Origin of the sequence: Vibrio sp. ArtGut-C1 (assembly GCF_002105475.1) — a bacterium.
In the GTDB taxonomy this organism is placed as follows: Bacteria; Pseudomonadota; Gammaproteobacteria; order Enterobacterales; family Vibrionaceae; genus Vibrio; species Vibrio diabolicus.
Genome location: NZ_NCTH01000009.1, coordinates 112,785 through 130,215, shown reverse-complemented (window position 1 = coordinate 130,215; position 17,431 = coordinate 112,785). Strand labels below are relative to the sequence as shown.

The following is a 17,431-nucleotide window of genomic DNA, read 5'->3' as shown; positions in this document are numbered from 1 at the left end:
TTCTAATAAAAAACAAATTATTGTATTTTAATAAAGAAATTAACGAATTTTTAGGAATTATACAATGCAAAATATCGGGATGTCGTCAAAACTCGATAATGTCTGCTACGACATTAGGGGTCCTGTACTCAAACATGCTAAGCGCATGGAGGAAGAAGGGCATAAAATCCTAAAGCTAAACATTGGTAACCCTGCCCCATTTGGTTTTGACGCCCCTGATGAGATTTTAGTCGACGTGATTCGTAATCTGCCGACTTCTCAAGGCTATTGTGATTCCAAAGGCATTTACTCTGCTCGTAAAGCCGTGGTCCAACACTATCAACGTAAAGGTATCCGCTCGCTAGATGTCGAAGATGTGTATGTGGGTAACGGCGTGTCTGAGCTGATCGTGATGGCCATGCAAGCGCTGTTAGATAATGGCGACGAAATGCTGATCCCAGCACCTGATTATCCGTTGTGGACAGCTTCAGTTGCACTATCAGGCGGTAAGCCAGTTCATTACCTATGTGATGAAGGTGCAGACTGGTACCCAGACCTTGAAGACATCAAAAAGAAAATCACACCAAAGACACGTGGCATTGTTCTGATCAACCCGAACAACCCGACAGGTGCGGTATACAGCCGTGACTTCCTACTTGAAGTGATTGAGATCGCGCGCCAGCACAAACTGATCATTTTCGCAGATGAGATCTACGACAAAGTGTTGTACGACGGTGCAACACATACCTCAGTCGCCACACTCACTGAAGATGTGCTAGTCATGACATTCAATGGCCTTTCAAAAGCCTACCGTGTTTGTGGTTTCCGTGGTGGCTGGATGTTCCTAACGGGGCCTAAACATCTGGCTCAAGGGTACGTGAATGGATTGGAGTTGCTTTCATCGATGCGTTTATGTGCAAACGTACCAATGCAACATGCGATTCAAACTGCGCTAGGTGGATACCAGAGTATCAATGAACTGATTTTACCTGGCGGACGCTTATTAGAGCAGCGCAATAGAGCGTATGAACTGATCAATCAGATTCCTGGTGTTTCTTGTGTCAAACCTAAGGGTGCTATGTACCTCTTCCCGAAAATCGACACAAAAATGTACAACATCAAGAACGATCAGCAGATGGTTTTAGATTTCTTAAAACAAGAGAAAGTCTTACTGGTGCAAGGTTCCGGTTTTAACTGGCCAAAACCAGACCACTTCCGCATCGTGACACTGCCGCACGTTGAAGATCTAGAAATCGCCATTGGACGTTTTGAGCGATTCCTATCAACCTACAGCCAGTAATGAATCACTGGTAGTAATTAGTGCTGATCTCTCATATGCTTAGAGGAACTCCTAGTGAGTTCCTTTTTTACACCAGAAACGGAGAAAGCCATGAAAGAAAGCCATTTTTTCGCCCACCTGGCTCGAATGAAGCTGATCCAACGCTGGCCTTTAATGCGGTCCGTCTCACCAGAAAACGTTTCAGAGCATAGCTTACAAGTTGCTTTTGTCGCTCATGCCCTTGCTCTAATTAAAAACAAAAAGTTCGGCGGCAACCTTAATCCAGAACGCATCGCGATTCTTGCCATGTACCATGACTCTAGCGAAGTATTAACGGGTGACCTTCCAACCCCAGTGAAGTATTACAACCCTGAAATTGCCAAAGAATATAAGAAGATAGAATCGGCAGCGGAACAAAAATTACTCTCAATGTTACCGGAAGAGTTCCAAGATGAATTTGCCCCCTACCTTCTTTCTCACTCTGCACACGAAGAGGACGCAAAAATCGTCAAGCAAGCCGACTCCATCTGTGCATATTTAAAATGTCTCGAAGAACTAAGCGCAGGCAATCATGAGTTCGCTCTGGCAAAAAAACGCTTAGACATCACTTTGCAAGAACGTAGAACGCCTGAAATGGATTACTTCCTCAATACCTTTGCCCCAAGTTTCGAATTATCGTTAGATGAAATCAGTTAGCTTACGGAGATAATCGTGTCGTTTGAATTACACCCACAATGGCAAGAGCGCCATGATGATGAGCATAAAATACGTCGTGACGACCATCGAAGCCCGTACCAAAGAGACCGAGCGCGCATTCTTCACTCGCTGCATTTCGACGCTTACAAGCAAAAACCCAAGTACACGGCAATAGCTTGGAAGACTTTCACCGCAGCCGGTTAACACACTCCTTAGAAGCGTCGCAACTCGGGACCGGTATCGTCGCCCAGTTAAAGAAAAAACAACCAGAGTTCCGTGATCTATTACCATCAGACAGCTTAATTGATTCATTATGTTTGGCGCACGACATCGGGCATCCTCCATACGGTCATGGGGGAGAAGTCGCTCTAAACTACGTAATGCGCGAACATGGCGGTTTCGAGGGGAACGCCCAAACCTTTCGTATCGTCACTAAGTTAGAGCCTTATACTGAGCATTTCGGAATGAATTTATCACGCCGCACACTGCTTGGTTTGATTAAGTACCCTGCCCTCATTAGTCAAACACGCTCCGTCAAGTTGCCTCAACCAGCTGAGCATCAACGTAAACTAAAAGCCAAAGATTGGAGCCCAGCTAAGGGCATTTATGATTGTGATAAAGACTTATTTGATTGGGTAATTGCACCGCTTTCTGACAACGACAAGGCATTGCTTAGCCTAATGCGCTCAAAACCAGAATCGGAGTTTGAGCACAGTAAAACGCGCTTTAAATCACTCGATTGCTCAATCATGGAGCTAGCGGACGATATCGCCTACGGCGTTCATGATTTAGAAGATGCGATCGTACTTGGTATGGTGACACGTCAGCAATGGCAAGAAGGCGCAGCAAGTCAATTAGCGGACTGTGGCGACCCGTGGTTTGAAGCACATATCGATTCCATCGGACAGATGCTATTTAGTGGTAAGCATCATGAGCGGAAAGATGCCATCGGTGGTATGGTTAACGCCCTGCTGACCAGCATTTCAATTAAGGCGGTGGATGAGCCTTTCAATAATCCATTACTGTCTTGGAATGCGTGTTTAGAGCCACAAATGGCACGAGCACTTGACGTACTCAAACACTTTGTCAGTACTTTTGTTATCCAAGTCCCGCAGGTCCAGATCGTTGAATATAAAGGTCAGCAAATTATTATGGACATTTTTGAAGCGTTAACAGCGGACCCAGAGCGCTTGCTGCCTGTTCATACAAAAGAACTGTGGTGCCAAGCGAAAAGCGAGAGCAATAAGATGAGGGTCATCGCCGATTACATTTCTGCTATGACCGATGGTCACGCGCAAAAGCTGCACCGTCAGCTATTCTCTTCCATCGTTCTTTAGTAACACTCAACCTTTCAAGTAATTCTTTTCAAATACGCCCGGCGGCATCTGGGCGATTTGGAATTCGATCATCTTTTCAAAGGCATGCATAAGCGGTGTAAAGTCTCTCTCGGGTTCAAGCAAACGAAGCGAATGATAACCTGCCTCGACTGTCGATAAGCTATTCTCAGAGGGCGCCTTACGAATAGTGTAATGCCCTTGCAATTGCTTCGGTAATTGCACGGTTGGGAGTGGATGTAAATTGCTAGAAAGCTGCCACATTTTGTACGCTTTTTTCCACGTCCCATCGAGCAAAATCAAACGTATTTTCTTAGATACACTACGTCTCGCTTGATTGATTTCAGAGATGCATCGTGACTGTTCCGATGGGTAAAGAACAAAATGTTGATATGATTCATCCGCCAACAAGTGATTTAAGACATCATCACCAGAAAAGTCCTCTCCTATCAGACAAATACAGTTATCTAAACTCAAATTGAGAATCCGTGCCGTACCAAGCGGACGATGTTCTTCACTCGTGTGCTGAAGAATGATAAGTTCTACCTCGCTTGCCAACGGTACAATCCATTGGCAAATACACGCTTTTTGCGATTTTCCACAACGAGAACAATAACGAGACATAGAGTGAACCTTTATACCTTGCTGAGTATTATCAGCGTGATCTGTTTGATACTTCAATTCGAGCCAATGGCAAGCCTAACCGAGTGGCACAGCTACAATATACGCCATGGCGAATGGTGGCGAATCGTAACAGGAAATCTCACACATACCAACTTTGCGCACTTAGGGATGAACCTGGCAGGATTGTGGATCATTACTTTTATTTTTCGTCCAAGCACTCGCAACTTCCTTATCGTTTTCTCACTCTTGTGTGCATTTGTTGGCGCAATGAATTTGTTTACCAACATGTCCGTGTACGTGGGATTATCTGGCGTACTACACGGACTATTTGGATTCTGGGCACTCAGAGAGGTCTTTGAAAGCAGAAGAAGCAGCTTGTTGTTGGTCGGCGGGCTTATTGCCAAAGTAGCATGGGAGCAGATCTATGGTCCATCAAGCAGCACTGCTGCGCTTATCGGCGCAAACGTTGCTATTGATGCTCATTTATTTGGCACACTCGGTGGGTTAACAATGGCTCTAATGGAAAAAGGCTTTCGCCGTCGTTTATTCGGTTAAAAAATCCCGAACCACGAAAGAGGGGTTGGTTCGGGAAAGCAGTAATAGGGAAACAGATATTGTTCTGAATTCAGACTCAATATCTGCAATACATCAAGCTACAGTAAAATGCGGTCTTCGTTTTTCTTAACTGTCGCTTCACCAATGCCTTTTACGCTCTTCAAATCTGCTGCCGCTTTAAAAGGGCCATGCTCCTCGCGGTAGTCCACGATACTCTGCGCTTTCTTCTCACCTATACCTTTCAACATGGTCGCTATTTCTTCAGCAGAGGCCGTGTTGATATTTACGGTAATTTCAATTCCTTCATATTTGTCAGTGGCTGAATCCGCAGCCATGCTAAAAGGCGCAAAAACAAATAAGCACAATGTCAAAATCCATTTCATATTGAACATACAATCTCCAAAATAGTAGGCTAAAACCAGTCACCAGTAGCAAGTCACTATCAGTTAACAAACCTAGATGACCCGATATTCGCAATGACTGGTATCACTTAAACGCGCACTAATTTAAGTAATGCTTATTGATGATTGAAGTTAATAAAGACAAAAATAAAACGGACCGCTTATGCGGTCCGTTTTAGTTAACATGCAAATTACACTAATTGTGCTTAGTTGCTCACAATAAAGTACTCAATGTCAGTGTTTGCGCGCAGTACAGCTAGCACAGATGATAGGTCTTGCTGAGAAGATGCTCGCTGCATTTGCATCGCAACTTGCTCTTCTAACTCACTATCTAGCTCAGCATTTACAGCATCAAGCTCGATGATAACAATGTTACCTTCAAGATCTTTAGACTGACCATATACTGGCTTACCATCGACTGGTTTTGCCATCGCGAATACCGTTGTTGCCAACGGAGAACGGCGATCTACTGTCTCTTGTTCACCAAATGCAAGGTTGTTTTCAGTAAGCACATCTGTCTTACCTTCTTTCAATGCAGCAACAACCTGTGTACCAAGTTCCATCGCATCTTGCTCACCCTTAACGCGAGATAGCTCTGCAATAACCTGATCTTTCACTTCTTCTAGTGGAAGAACCGTCTCATCACGTGCGTCTTCAACACGAACAACAATAATATGTTCAGGTGCAACTTCGATAGCTTCAGAGTTTAAGCCATCTTCTTTTACTTCTGGGCTAAGGATAGCTTGCATTACCGCAGGGTTACGAAGCACTTCAGGTGCGTCAACTTGAGAAATAAAGTCCGTTGTCTTCACTTCTTGGTTAACCGCTTGAGAAGCGTCATACAATGAGTCTGGGTATTCAAACGCTACGCGCTCAAGCTCGCTTTGTAGCTCGTAGAATTGATCAACTGCTTGTTGGTCAACCATTTCTTGTTTGATTTCAGCGGCAACTTCTTCAAATGGCTTCGCCACAGAGTCTTTTAGCTCTTCAAGCTTGATAATATGGTAACCAAAGTCCGACTTTACTAGACCCGACGTATCGCCTGGATTCTTCAACGCGAATGCCGCATCTTCAAAAGCAGGGTCCATCACATCACGCTCTATCCAACCTAAGTCACCACCGTTTTCAGCGCTGCCAAAATCGTCAGATTTCTCTTGAGCAAGCGTCGCAAAATCTGCACCCGCATTTAGCTCATCTAGGATAGCCTGCGCTTTTGCTTCATCGTCCCCTTCTACAAGAATATGAGCGACACGGCGCTGCTCTTCTGAAGAGTATTTGTTTAAGTGCTCTTCGTAGTACTTTTTCACCTCAGCATCAGAAACATTAACTTGTTCCTTTAGCGCTTCAGCAGACAGTTCGATATACGCGACTTTAACCTGCTCTGGGCGAGTAAAGTTGTCAGGGTTTGCTTTGTAGTACTGTTGAATTTCTTCGTCAGTCAATTCAATGTTTTTCGCAAACTCTGCTAAGTCGATTTTAATCGTGCGAATATCACGAGTTTGAGTGAACAGCTTACCTTCTGCCTGTACTTCACCTGGCAGAATAAATTCACTGTTTTGTAGTGCATTCAGCAGTTGTTCACGAACCAATTCACGACGCATGTACTCAGCAAAAGAGTCTGGCGAAAAGCCTGCACGACGCAGAGAAGCTTGATAGATCTCTTGATCGAACTGACCATTAGATTGGAATTGAGGCATGTCTAGAATCATGCTGCGAACTTGGGTGTCGCTGATTCGCAGACCTAAAGCTTCTGCTTGTTGGTCAAGCAACACGTCATTGATCATTCGATCTAAAACGGATTTGCGGAAAGATTCAACATATGCAGGGTCAGCCAGCATTTGAGAGAAGTAATCACCCAACTGAGCTTGCATACGGTTACGCTCATTTTGGTATGCCATCTCGAACTCACCACGAGGAATCTCAGTGTTACCGACTTTCGCTGCAGAGTTGTTGTTACCACTAACGATGTAGCTACCCACACCTGCAAATACGAAAGACAGGATGATAAGCCCAAGGATAATTTTGACCGCGATGCTATTCACGCCTTCGCGTAGTCGATCCATCATAATTTAACTGCTCTCCACAATTGAAGCCTACTGCTTCTATCTAATAGAAATAATGGCGCAATAATATCAGAAAAAGAAATGCGCATCAGTATGATGCGCATAATTTAAGAAAGTTCGGCTCGAAGTTTGTAAATTTTTGTTCGAAACTTATTGTTTGAGCAAAAGTTAAGCAAATGGCCGGTTACAGAATTAACGCTGTGATTAGTTACAAGCGTCTTTCAGTGCTTTACCAGCTTTAAAAGCTGGTACTTTTGCTTCTGCGATTTGGATTTCTTCACCAGTTTTTGGGTTACGACCAGTACGTGCAGCACGAGTACGAACGCTGAATGTACCAAAGCCAACTAGAGCAACTTGATCACCAGACTGAAGAGTTCCGCTTACTGCTTCGATGAATGCATCTAGAGCACGACCCGCTGACGCTTTAGAAATGTCTGCATTTTCGGCGATTTGTTCTACTAACTGAGTTTTATTCACTGTAATTTCCCCTTTGTGTCATCTGTGATTATTTTTGTGATGACTTTCGTTCCATTGTTAAGAAAATATGCTCCATCCCTTATTCGTCAAGGGCTGGCAGCTATCGAAACTAACTTAGCGCCCAAAAAAAACGCTGACAAGCCTTTTTAGACTTATCAGCGTAAACTTTTACTTATTTTTGCTACACATCACTATTTTTGAGACTCAAACTCAACGCCCGTCGGGTCTCGCTCTAGTGCGACTTTCAGTACTTCATCAATCCACTGTACAGGGATGACTTCCAGATCAGCGATAACATTATCAGGAATCTCTTCCAAATCACGCTCGTTGTCTTTTGGAATTAGCACAGTCTTAATGCCGCCACGGTGTGCCGCAAGTAACTTCTCTTTTAGGCCACCGATAGGTAGGACTTCACCACGCAGTGTGATTTCACCCGTCATCGCTACCTCTGCTTTCACAGGGTTACCTGTCAGAGCAGAAACCAAGGCAGTACACATTGCAGTACCCGCACTTGGGCCATCTTTTGGCGTCGCGCCTTCCGGTACGTGCACGTGAATATCTTTCTTCTCGTAGAAGTCAGTATTGATACCCAGTTTTTCTGCACGAGAGCGAACTACTGTCATTGCGGCTTGGATAGACTCTTGCATCACGTCACCAAGAGAGCCCGTTTGCGTCAGCTTACCTTTACCTGGCATAGATTGAGTTTCAATCGTTAGCAGATCACCACCCACTTCTGTCCAAGCTAGACCTGTCACTTGACCAATTCGGTTACTTTCATCCGCTTTACCGTAATCGAAACGTTGAACACCCAAGTACTCTTTTAGGTTGTCCATCGTTACCGTTACTGACTTGATGTCTTTATCCAGCAAGATGTTCTTCACGGCTTTACGGCAGATCTTAGAGATCTCACGTTCTAAGTTACGGACACCCGCTTCACGAGTGTAATAACGGATGATGCCAATAATCGCAGAGTCTTCAATGATGATCTCATCCGGTTTTAGACCATTGCGCTTCACTTGCTTATCAACAAGGTGACGTTTTGCAATGTTCAGCTTCTCGTCTTCGGTGTAACCAGATAAACGAATAACTTCCATACGGTCTAACAATGGACCTGGAATGTTCATTGAGTTCGAGGTTGCAACGAACATAACGTCAGAAAGGTCGTAATCCACTTCTAAGTAGTGATCGTTGAACGAGTTATTCTGTTCAGGATCAAGTACCTCTAGTAGCGCTGATGCCGGATCGCCGCGCATATCTGAAGACATTTTGTCGATTTCGTCCAATAAGAACAATGGGTTCTTCACGCCAACTTTCGACATCTTCTGGATTAATTTACCTGGCAATGAGCCAATGTAAGTACGGCGGTGACCGCGAATTTCTGCTTCATCACGTACACCACCCAGCGCCATACGAACGTACTTACGACCTGTAGCAGAAGCAATTGAACGACCAAGAGACGTTTTACCCACACCTGGAGGACCAACAAGACAAAGGATTGGACCTTTTAACTTATTGATTCGGTTTTGAACCGCCAAGTATTCAAGAATACGCTCTTTTACGCGCTCTAGACCGTAGTGGTCTTCATTAAGAATCTCTTCTGCTTTCGCTAAATTTTTCTTAACTTTTGAGCGTTTAGCCCAAGGCACGCTGACCATCCAATCGATGTAGCTACGAACCACTGTTGCTTCGGCAGACATTGGAGACATCATCTTAAGCTTTTGCAGCTCTTGCTCAGTCTTTTCACGTGCCTCTTGAGGCATTTTTGATTCGTCAATCTTCTTCTGCAGCGTTTCGAACTCGTCTGGTGCGTCTTCCATCTCACCAAGTTCTTTCTGAATCGCTTTCATTTGCTCATTCAGATAGTACTCACGCTGAGATTTTTCCATTTGCTTTTTAACGCGACCACGAATGCGTTTTTCAACTTGCAGCAAATCGATCTCTGATTCCATCTGGCCCATTAGGAATTCCAGACGCTCAGTGACATCAACAATTTCAAGTACTTGCTGCTTATCCACCAGCTTCAACGGCATATGAGCTGCAATAGTATCCGCTAAGCGAGCCGCTTCGTCGATACCGTTGAGTGAGGTGAGAACTTCTGGTGGAATCTTCTTGTTTAGCTTAATAAAGCCTTCAAACTGATTGATCGCACTGCGAACAATCACTTCTTGCTCACGCTCATCCAATTCTGGCGTAACCACAAATTCCGCTTCCGCTAGGAAGAAGTCACTCTCTTTAAAGTGATTGATTTTCGCACGTTGCTGGCCTTCAACCAGTACTTTTACTGTGCCATCCGGAAGCTTCAGTAGCTGGAGAATGGTGGCTACCGTACCTACTTCAAATAGGTCGTCAACCGTAGGCTCATCAGTATCAGCTTGCTTTTGTGCCACAAGAAGAACTTGTTTGTTGGTTTCCATCGCCGTTTCTAAACAGCTAATCGATTTCTCACGACCAACAAACAATGGAATAACCATGTGCGGGTAGACCACTACGTCACGTAGAGGTAGTACCGGGATCTCGATACGCTCGGAACGTTCCAAGTTCATATAATTCTCTCTTCCGCTTTCACGTTTACGTATTACTTATCGATTTATATGGGGGCTAATTGTTTGGATTCAATAAGAGAAATAAAAAAAGGAGGTAATTACTTACCTCCTTTTTCATTACGGCTGAATTTATTCTGCTCCAGCGGCCTGATTGTCTGAGTTGCTATAAATAAGCAATGGCTCTGACTCACCATTGATGACGGACTCATCAATCACGACCTTACTTACGTCTGTCGCAGATGGCAGTTCGTACATGGTTTCCAGTAATACGCCTTCAAGGATCGAGCGTAAACCACGAGCACCTGTTTTACGCTCCATTGCTTTCTTAGCGATAGCGCGCAGCGCATCTTCTCGGAACTCAAGTTCAGCGTTTTCAAGCTCAAACAATGCTGCGTATTGCTTGGTTAATGCGTTCTTCGGTTCACATAGGATCTGAATCAACGCTTCTTCATCAAGCTCAGTCAGTGTTGTTGTCACAGGAAGACGACCAATGAATTCTGGAATGAGTCCGTACTTCACTAAATCCTCAGGCTCAACCTGAGTAAATAGCTCACCCACGGTCTTCGATTCGTTTTTAGAACGAACTTCAGCACCGAAGCCAATACCTGTACCTGTTGCAACACGCTGCTCAATCACCTTATCTAGGCCAGCAAATGCACCACCACAGATGAACAGGATCTTCGACGTGTCCACTTGTAGGAATTCTTGCTGAGGGTGCTTACGACCACCTTGAGGTGGAACCGATGCAACCGTGCCTTCGATAAGTTTTAGTAGCGCCTGCTGAACACCTTCACCAGATACGTCACGCGTAATAGATGGGTTTTCAGCTTTGCGTGAAATTTTATCAATTTCATCAATGTAAACGATGCCACGTTCAGCTTTAGCTACATCGTAATCACATTTTTGCAGAAGCTTTTGGATGATGTTTTCAACGTCTTCACCCACATAACCAGCCTCGGTTAGTGTGGTTGCGTCTGCCATTGTAAATGGCACATCCAAGAATCGAGCTAATGTCTCAGCAAGTAGTGTTTTACCGCTACCTGTTGGGCCAATTAGAAGGATGTTACTTTTACCAAGCTCTACACCTTCACTCGTTGTATCACCATTGCGTAAACGCTTGTAGTGGTTATATACCGCAACTGCGAGCACTTTTTTCGCGTAATCTTGCCCGATCACATAGTCATCAAGGTGTTCACGGATCTGTTTTGGCGTTGGTAACGCTTCAGATTCTTTCTTAGGGAGAACATCCTTGATTTCTTCGCGAATAATATCGTTACATAAGTCGACACACTCGTCGCAAATGTACACTGACGGACCTGCGATTAGCTTGCGAACTTCGTGCTGACTTTTGCCGCAGAAAGAACAGTACAGCAATTTACCGCTGCCACTTTCTTTGCTTTTATCTGTCATTCGCTAACCTCTTAGCCTTTACTCTTCATGAATGAGTGTATATCAATTTTTGCCAAAATGCGCTGGCTAATTACTCGCCGCGGTGGCTTAACACTGCATCCACGATACCGTATTCCACAGCCTGCTCTGATGACATGAAGTTATCACGATCAGTATCGCGCTCAATGACTTCAAGAGGTTGGCCAGTATGTTCTGCTAACAACTTGTTTAGCTTCTGCTTAATGGTCAGGATTTCCTGAGCATGGATTTGGATATCAGAAGCTTGACCCTGGAAACCACCCAATGGTTGGTGGATCATTACACGAGAGTTAGGCAGTACGTAGCGCTTACCTGGCGCACCACCTGCTAACAGGAAGGCACCCATTGAACATGCTTGACCCATACATACAGTGCTAACATTTGGCTTAATAAACTGCATGGTATCGTAGATAGACATACCAGCTGTTACGCTGCCGCCTGGCGAGTTGATGTATAGGAAAATATCTTTATCTGGATTTTCAGATTCTAGGAAAAGTAGCTGAGCCACGACAAGGTTTGCCATGTGGTCTTCCACTTGACCCGTTAAAAAAATCACGCGCTCTTTCAGCAGACGTGAGTAGATGTCGTAAGAGCGTTCGCCGCGGGAAGTTTGTTCAACCACCATTGGTACTAGCGCGTCCATAATTGGCGACATTGCATTTTTTTCTTGGTAGCTCATATTCTTATGTCCCTAAAATAAATGGCCCGGATGATGACTATCATACGGACCATTGTTAGCAGAATAGTTAACGTTAAGTCAACCTTCTACGCAAGATATTGCTTATTAAGCAGCAGGTTGTTGTTGGTTAAGTAGCTCGTTGAAGCCTACTTCTTTCTCAGAAACCTGTGCTTTAGCGATGATCGCGTCGATTGCTTGCTCTTCTAGAGCTACATTGCGCATGTTGTTCATCATTTCTTCGTTTTGCTCGTAGTAAGCAATAACTTCTGATGGATCTTCGTATGCAGTAGCCATTTCTTCAATTAGAGCTTTAACTTTCTCGTCGTCCGCTTTTAGCTCTTCAGACTTGATTACTTCACCTAGTAGAAGACCAACTACTACGCGACGTTTAGCTTGCTCTTCGAACAGCTCACGTGGAAGCTGAGCAGCAGCTTCTGGGTTACCACCGAAGCGTTGTGCAGCTTGTTGACGTAGAACTTGGATTTCTTGCTCGATAAGCGCTGATGGTACGTTGATGTCGTTTTGCTCAACTAGACCGTCAATCGCTTGCTCTTTGATGCGGTTCTTAACAGCTTGCTTAAGCTCGCGTTCCATGTTTTTACGAACTTCAGCTTTAAGTGCTTCAACACCGCCTTCAACAACACCGAACTTAGCAACGAACTCGTCGTTTAGTTCTGGTAGTTCACGAGCTTCAACTTTGTTCACTTTGATTGCGAACTTAGCTGCTTTACCTTTTAGGTTTTCAGCGTGGTAATCTTCTGGGAAAGTCACGTCGATGTCGAATTCCATACCTGCAGTTTTACCTGCGATACCGTCTTCGAAACCAGGAATCATGCGACCAGCGCCCATTTCTAGTGGGAAGTTCTCAGCTTTACCGCCCTCGAATTCTTCACCGTCGATAGAACCAACGAAGTCAATGCTTACGCGTTTGCCATCTTCTGCTGCTTCTTCAACTTCAACCCAAGTAGCTTGTTGCTTACGTAGAGTATCGATCATCTCTTCTACGTCTGCGTCTTTAACTTCAGTTAGCGGTTTTTCAACAGTGATGTTTTCTAGGCCTTTAAGCTCAACTTCTGGGTAAACTTCAAAAGTTGCAGTGAAAACTAGGTCTGAACCTTCTTTGTTTTCTACAGGAGCGAAAGTTGGAGCGCCAGCTGGGTTGATTTTCTCTTTAACGATAGCTTCGATGAAGTGGCGTTGCATAACTTCACCAAGAACGTCTTGACGTACTGCTTTGCCGTACATCTTAGCAACCATTTTTAGAGGCACTTTACCCTTACGGAAACCATCGAAACGACGGTTTTTAGCGATGTTGCGTAGTTCAGCTGTTACAGCGTCTTCGATGTTTGCAGCTGGAACAGTAATGTTTAGACGGCGCTCTAGGCCCTCTAGCGTTTCAACAGTAACTTGCATTATATATAAACCTCTAAAGTGGCTCGGTTTTCCGAGCGTATGAGCGAAACTCAGCGGAGCTTACGCTTCATCCTTGTGTAGTGTTCTGTCCGAACACCTAATTTAAATCGAGTATCGATACTGTTTGTCAGTACCGGACTAATCAGTGATATCTTCGATAAAAATTACCAAAGGTATCTCCTATTAGCCTCAGGACAGAATTTTTAGACGCGACATTCTAGCGATCTGTCGCAACCCTGTCGAGCCAATAGCCACTATGTGGACATTGTCTGCGCTAAATTCTCGAATGCTGACCCATTTTTTCTTCAAAAATGCGATTCAAACACCGTCTAAGTATCGTCAGCATATCTAGAATGGGGACAATAGCGACTTTTTCAAGAGAATCGACCGGTTTTTTTATCGAAAAGCCTAAAAAGAGATCTTGCTCTTGTTTTACTCCACAGAGTTGAAAACTAAATCCCTAATCCTCCCTACAAACTATTAACATTTTCTTACGTGACCAAAGGAAAGGTTTAAGGAGTGTAAGGATGTCGCAAAAAAACCGGATTCTGCTGACTTTTTTTGCCCTCTATTTCCTTTGCGCAACCATAGGTGGTCATTGGGTTTGGCAGACTAGTTATCAATCATTGCTTGATAAACACCAGTCCCAACTTGAGCAATTTTCTAGTCATATTAAAAACAAACTCGATAAATACGCCCATATCCCTAACCTTCTGGCTAAAGATGACCCTCTCCATCAAGCGTTACTGCATCCAAATAACAGTGCCCAACTGGAACTCACCAATCGGTATTTAGAATCCGTTAATGACGTGATTGAAGCGGCAGATACCTATTTAATCGATCAATGGGGTACAACGATCGCGGCCAGCAACTGGCGTAAAGAGCGATCTTTTATTGGACGAAATTTTGCGTTCCGCCCTTATTTCAAACAAGCAATCGTTGGGGAACGAAGCCAATACTACGCGCTTGGTTCGACTTCGGGTAAGCGTGGCTACTACTATTCTTATCCGATCATATACGCGGGCGGCGTCCTTGGTGTGGTCGTGGTTAAGATGGACTTGAGTAAGATAGAAGACAACTGGCAGCAGCCAAATAGTGTGTTCGTCGCGAGCGATCCGCACGGGATTGTTTTCATGAGCAGCCGAAGTGATTGGCTACTCAAAAGCTTACAACCACTGACTGAGAATGAAAGAAAACAAGTTTGGGCAAGCCGACAATACCTTGATGAGCCAATTGAAACTCTAGGATTGGTGGGCAATGTGGAGGAAACGCATTCTGAGCTAAAACAAGGTTACCCATATAACAAAGGGACCTTGGTGGTCTCTTCGTTGCCCCTACCAGAGCTCAAGCTGACCATCCGTGTACTATCTCCTAAGCAGTCTATCGTCTGGCTCACAATGGGTTACATTTTTGTACTTACTCTTGCATTCACCGTGTTGTTTTTAATTGGCCAGCTCATCTATCACCGTCAACAACGCCACTTACAACTTGAGAGAATTCAACAAGAGGCCAATCAAAAACTTGAATATCAAGTCATGGCTCGCACCGCAGAATTGCAAGCAGAAATCGCCCAGAGAATAGAAACCGAACAAACACTTCGCCTAACCCAAGACGAACTCGTTCAATCTGCGAAACTAGCAGTATTAGGGCAAATGTCAGCCAGTATCAGTCATGAACTGAATAATCCACTTGCGGCCATTCGCAGCTTTGCTGAAAACGGCAAGCTGTTCCTCCAAAAAGAAAAATATGAGCGAGTGGAAGATAATCTAACTCGCATCTCAGCCCTCACTGATCGTATGGCAAACATCAGTCAGCAGCTTCGTTCTTTCGCTAAAAAAACCAGTGGAAACGAGCTAGCTCAATCTCGTTTGTTTCCAGTAATTGCCTCAGTCAAAGAGCTGATGAAACCCGCACTTAAATCTGCACGTGTCACGCTAGAAACGCAGGTACCAGAGCACGATGTTGAAGTTCAGATCAATATCATTCAACTTGAACAAGTGTTGGTTAATTTGCTGACCAATGCGATAGAGGCTCTCAAAGAGCAACAAGACAAACAAGTACAGTTATCCGTAGAGCAAGACGAACATGCCGGTTTGGTTTGGATTCATGTAGATGACAATGGTCCAGGGCTTGGACATTTCTCACTTTCGGACTTATGTGAGCCTTTCCTAACTACCAAACAAAATGGGTTAGGTTTAGGGCTCTCTATCTCGCAACAAATCTTAGCCAGTATGAACGGAAGATTATGTGCCCAAAATCGAGAACAAGGCGGAGCTCGATTTTCATTGTGTTTACCTATCGCTCCTAACAACACAGAACAATCAAAAGGATGAGATCATGTGTCAGGTGTTTTTTATTGATGATGAAGCCGATCTTAGACTGGCAATAGAACAAACGTTTGAATTGGCAGATATCGATGCCACATTCTTTCCAGACGCTGAATCTGCCTTACTCGCCATTAAGCAGGGAGTCGAGCCAGGTGTGGTGATTACCGATATTTGCTTACCCGGTATTTCAGGGATGGATTTACTGAATACCCTTGTACGAAAAGACACCCATCTTCCCGTGATTATGATTACTGGTCATGGCGATATCTCAATGGCAGTTAATGCGTTACACCAAGGAGCGTATGATTTTATTGAAAAGCCATTCCCACCTGAGCACCTAGTTGAAACCGTCAAGCGCGCCATTGAGAAGCGCCAATTAACGGTTGAAAACGAGAAGTTACGCCTGTCTCTCAAGGCAAGTAAAACGCTCGGACCTCGTGTTATCGGAGAAACGTCTAGCATTCAAATGTTACGCCAAACCATTGCTCACATCGCCGATACTGATGCAGATATCTTATTGTTTGGCGAGACTGGTACAGGTAAAGAGTTAATCGCCCGCTCTTTGCATGAGCAAAGCTCTCGACGGAACCAAAACTTTGTCGCAGTAAATTGTGGTGCAGTACCAGAGAATTTGATTGAGAGCGAACTCTACGGGCATGAAAAAGGCGCATTTACTGGCGCAGAAAGCCGCCGTATCGGTAAATTTGAATTTGCTCAAGGCGGTACACTTTTCTTGGATGAAATCGAGTCAATGCCAATCCAAGCCCAAATCCGTTTACTGAGAGTACTGCAAGAGCGTGTGATTGAGCGTGTCGGCTCGAATGAACTCTTGCCCTTAGATATTCGAGTAATTGCCGCAACCAAAGTCGATTTGAAACGCGCTGCTGAAGAGGGAACCTTTCGCCAAGATCTTTACTATCGACTGAATGTGGTTACCTTAGATCTCCCGCCACTGCGTGAACGGAAAGAAGACATCCCTGCCCTCTTCCATCATTTCCTATTGGTAGCGGCTTCACGTTACGGTAAAAGCTCTCCTAGCTTGTCATCCCACGACCTCGCCCAACTGATGAGCCATGACTGGCCAGGCAATGTTCGCGAGCTAAGAAATGCAGCAGAGCGTTTCGTGCTATTGGGTAAATTAATTCAGTTAGGAGAATCGACTCCGGTTGCCAAGCCTTCTTCAAGTCTTGCAGAACAAGTTGCAGAGTTCGAGAGAGCAGCCATTGAAGGTGCATTACTGGAAAATAACGGCAGCATTAAACAGACAATGGCGCAATTGAATGTGCCTCGAAAAACTCTGTATGACAAAATGCAACGCTATCAAATAGATAAAGAGCTCTATAAATAAAACGATTCTCAAGGATTGGTATTATATCCAACTTGAATCATAATTTTTAATAATTGATTCATCATGGTTGTTACGGATATGAACGAGAAAGTGAGAATACCGATCATTACAGATACCGTGATGGTAGACGGGCAATATCAAGAAGAGAGACGTTCAGGCGAGGAGCGGCGCAAGAATAAAAAGAAGTGGCGAAGCTACGAGCGGCGAGTCCACCCAGACCCTCGTAGGCCTAGCTACAAACCCATAGACGAAGAGGTGTGAATCATCACACCTCTTTTGTTTTTC

At 44.5% G+C, this 17,431-nt stretch carries 14 protein-coding genes and 1 pseudogene; 7 read left to right on the top strand and 8 right to left on the bottom strand.

Features of this window, described 5'->3' with window-relative positions; all coding sequences use genetic code 11:
• The first annotated feature begins 64 nt into the window (after positions 1–64).
• The 3 genes and pseudogenes from B7360_RS10455 (at position 65) to B7360_RS10445 (ending at position 3,291) form a co-directional block, all read left to right on the top strand.
• Entirely contained in the window at positions 65–1,279 is a 1,215-nt protein-coding gene (locus B7360_RS10455; RefSeq protein WP_085343451.1) for a pyridoxal phosphate-dependent aminotransferase, read from the top strand.
• A 90-nt stretch (positions 1,280–1,369) separates the two neighbouring features.
• The gene (gene yfbR, locus B7360_RS10450) at positions 1,370–1,954 is read left to right on the top strand and encodes a 5'-deoxynucleotidase (RefSeq protein ID WP_031780152.1); all 585 of its coding nucleotides are present in this window, start codon (positions 1,370–1,372) and stop codon (positions 1,952–1,954) included.
• Positions 1,955–1,969: 15 nt separating this feature from the next.
• Positions 1,970–3,291: pseudogene (locus B7360_RS10445) on the top strand (anti-phage deoxyguanosine triphosphatase).
• Between the two features lie 6 nt (positions 3,292–3,297).
• Here B7360_RS10445 and B7360_RS10440 read toward each other — a convergent pair.
• Positions 3,298–3,912: a tRNA-uridine aminocarboxypropyltransferase gene (locus B7360_RS10440; protein ID WP_085343450.1), complete on the bottom strand. Its 615-nt coding sequence runs from the start codon at positions 3,910–3,912 to the stop codon at positions 3,298–3,300.
• A 3-nt stretch (positions 3,913–3,915) separates the two neighbouring features.
• On the opposite strand from B7360_RS10440, the gene rrtA reads away from it, so the two are divergent.
• Complete coding sequence (gene rrtA / locus B7360_RS10435; protein ID WP_085343449.1) at positions 3,916–4,467, top strand: rhombosortase; 552 nt, start codon at positions 3,916–3,918, stop codon at positions 4,465–4,467.
• 98 nt (positions 4,468–4,565) lie between these two features.
• Here rrtA and B7360_RS10430 read toward each other — a convergent pair whose 3' ends face one another.
• The 7 genes from B7360_RS10430 to tig form a co-directional block, all read right to left on the bottom strand.
• Complete coding sequence (locus tag B7360_RS10430) at positions 4,566–4,850, bottom strand: ComEA family DNA-binding protein (protein WP_053807497.1); 285 nt, start codon at positions 4,848–4,850, stop codon at positions 4,566–4,568.
• Between the two features lie 224 nt (positions 4,851–5,074).
• Positions 5,075–6,934, bottom strand: a complete 1,860-nt coding sequence (gene ppiD, locus B7360_RS10425) for a peptidylprolyl isomerase (RefSeq protein WP_085343448.1) — start codon at positions 6,932–6,934, stop codon at positions 5,075–5,077.
• Positions 6,935–7,135: 201 nt separating this feature from the next.
• A complete protein-coding gene (locus B7360_RS10420; RefSeq protein WP_005382341.1) occupies positions 7,136–7,408 on the bottom strand; it encodes an HU family DNA-binding protein in 273 nt (90 codons plus the stop codon).
• Positions 7,409–7,599: 191 nt separating this feature from the next.
• Positions 7,600–9,951 carry an endopeptidase La gene (lon, locus tag B7360_RS10415; protein ID WP_005390529.1) on the bottom strand — a complete coding sequence of 784 codons (2,352 nt, stop codon included), beginning with the start codon at positions 9,949–9,951 and terminating at the stop codon, positions 7,600–7,602.
• 129 nt (positions 9,952–10,080) lie between these two features.
• Positions 10,081–11,361: an ATP-dependent protease ATP-binding subunit ClpX gene (clpX, locus tag B7360_RS10410; RefSeq protein ID WP_005390528.1), complete on the bottom strand. Its 1,281-nt coding sequence runs from the start codon at positions 11,359–11,361 to the stop codon at positions 10,081–10,083.
• 70 nt (positions 11,362–11,431) lie between these two features.
• A complete protein-coding gene (gene clpP, locus B7360_RS10405) occupies positions 11,432–12,058 on the bottom strand; it encodes an ATP-dependent Clp endopeptidase proteolytic subunit ClpP (protein ID WP_005382347.1) in 627 nt (208 codons plus the stop codon).
• Between the two features lie 105 nt (positions 12,059–12,163).
• The gene (gene tig, locus B7360_RS10400) at positions 12,164–13,471 is read right to left on the bottom strand and encodes a trigger factor (protein ID WP_005390526.1); all 1,308 of its coding nucleotides are present in this window, start codon (positions 13,469–13,471) and stop codon (positions 12,164–12,166) included.
• 527 nt (positions 13,472–13,998) lie between these two features.
• Between tig and B7360_RS10390 the strand changes: the two genes are divergently transcribed.
• The 3 genes from B7360_RS10390 (at position 13,999) to B7360_RS25225 (ending at position 17,407) form a co-directional block, all read left to right on the top strand.
• Entirely contained in the window at positions 13,999–15,804 is a 1,806-nt protein-coding gene (locus B7360_RS10390) for an ATP-binding protein (protein WP_085343447.1), read from the top strand.
• A gap of 4 nt (positions 15,805–15,808) precedes the next feature.
• Positions 15,809–17,146: a sigma-54 dependent transcriptional regulator gene (locus B7360_RS10385; protein ID WP_085343446.1), complete on the top strand. Its 1,338-nt coding sequence runs from the start codon at positions 15,809–15,811 to the stop codon at positions 17,144–17,146.
• A 78-nt stretch (positions 17,147–17,224) separates the two neighbouring features.
• Entirely contained in the window at positions 17,225–17,407 is a 183-nt protein-coding gene (locus B7360_RS25225; protein ID WP_041853050.1) for a hypothetical protein, read from the top strand.
• Positions 17,408–17,431 lie beyond the last annotated feature (24 nt).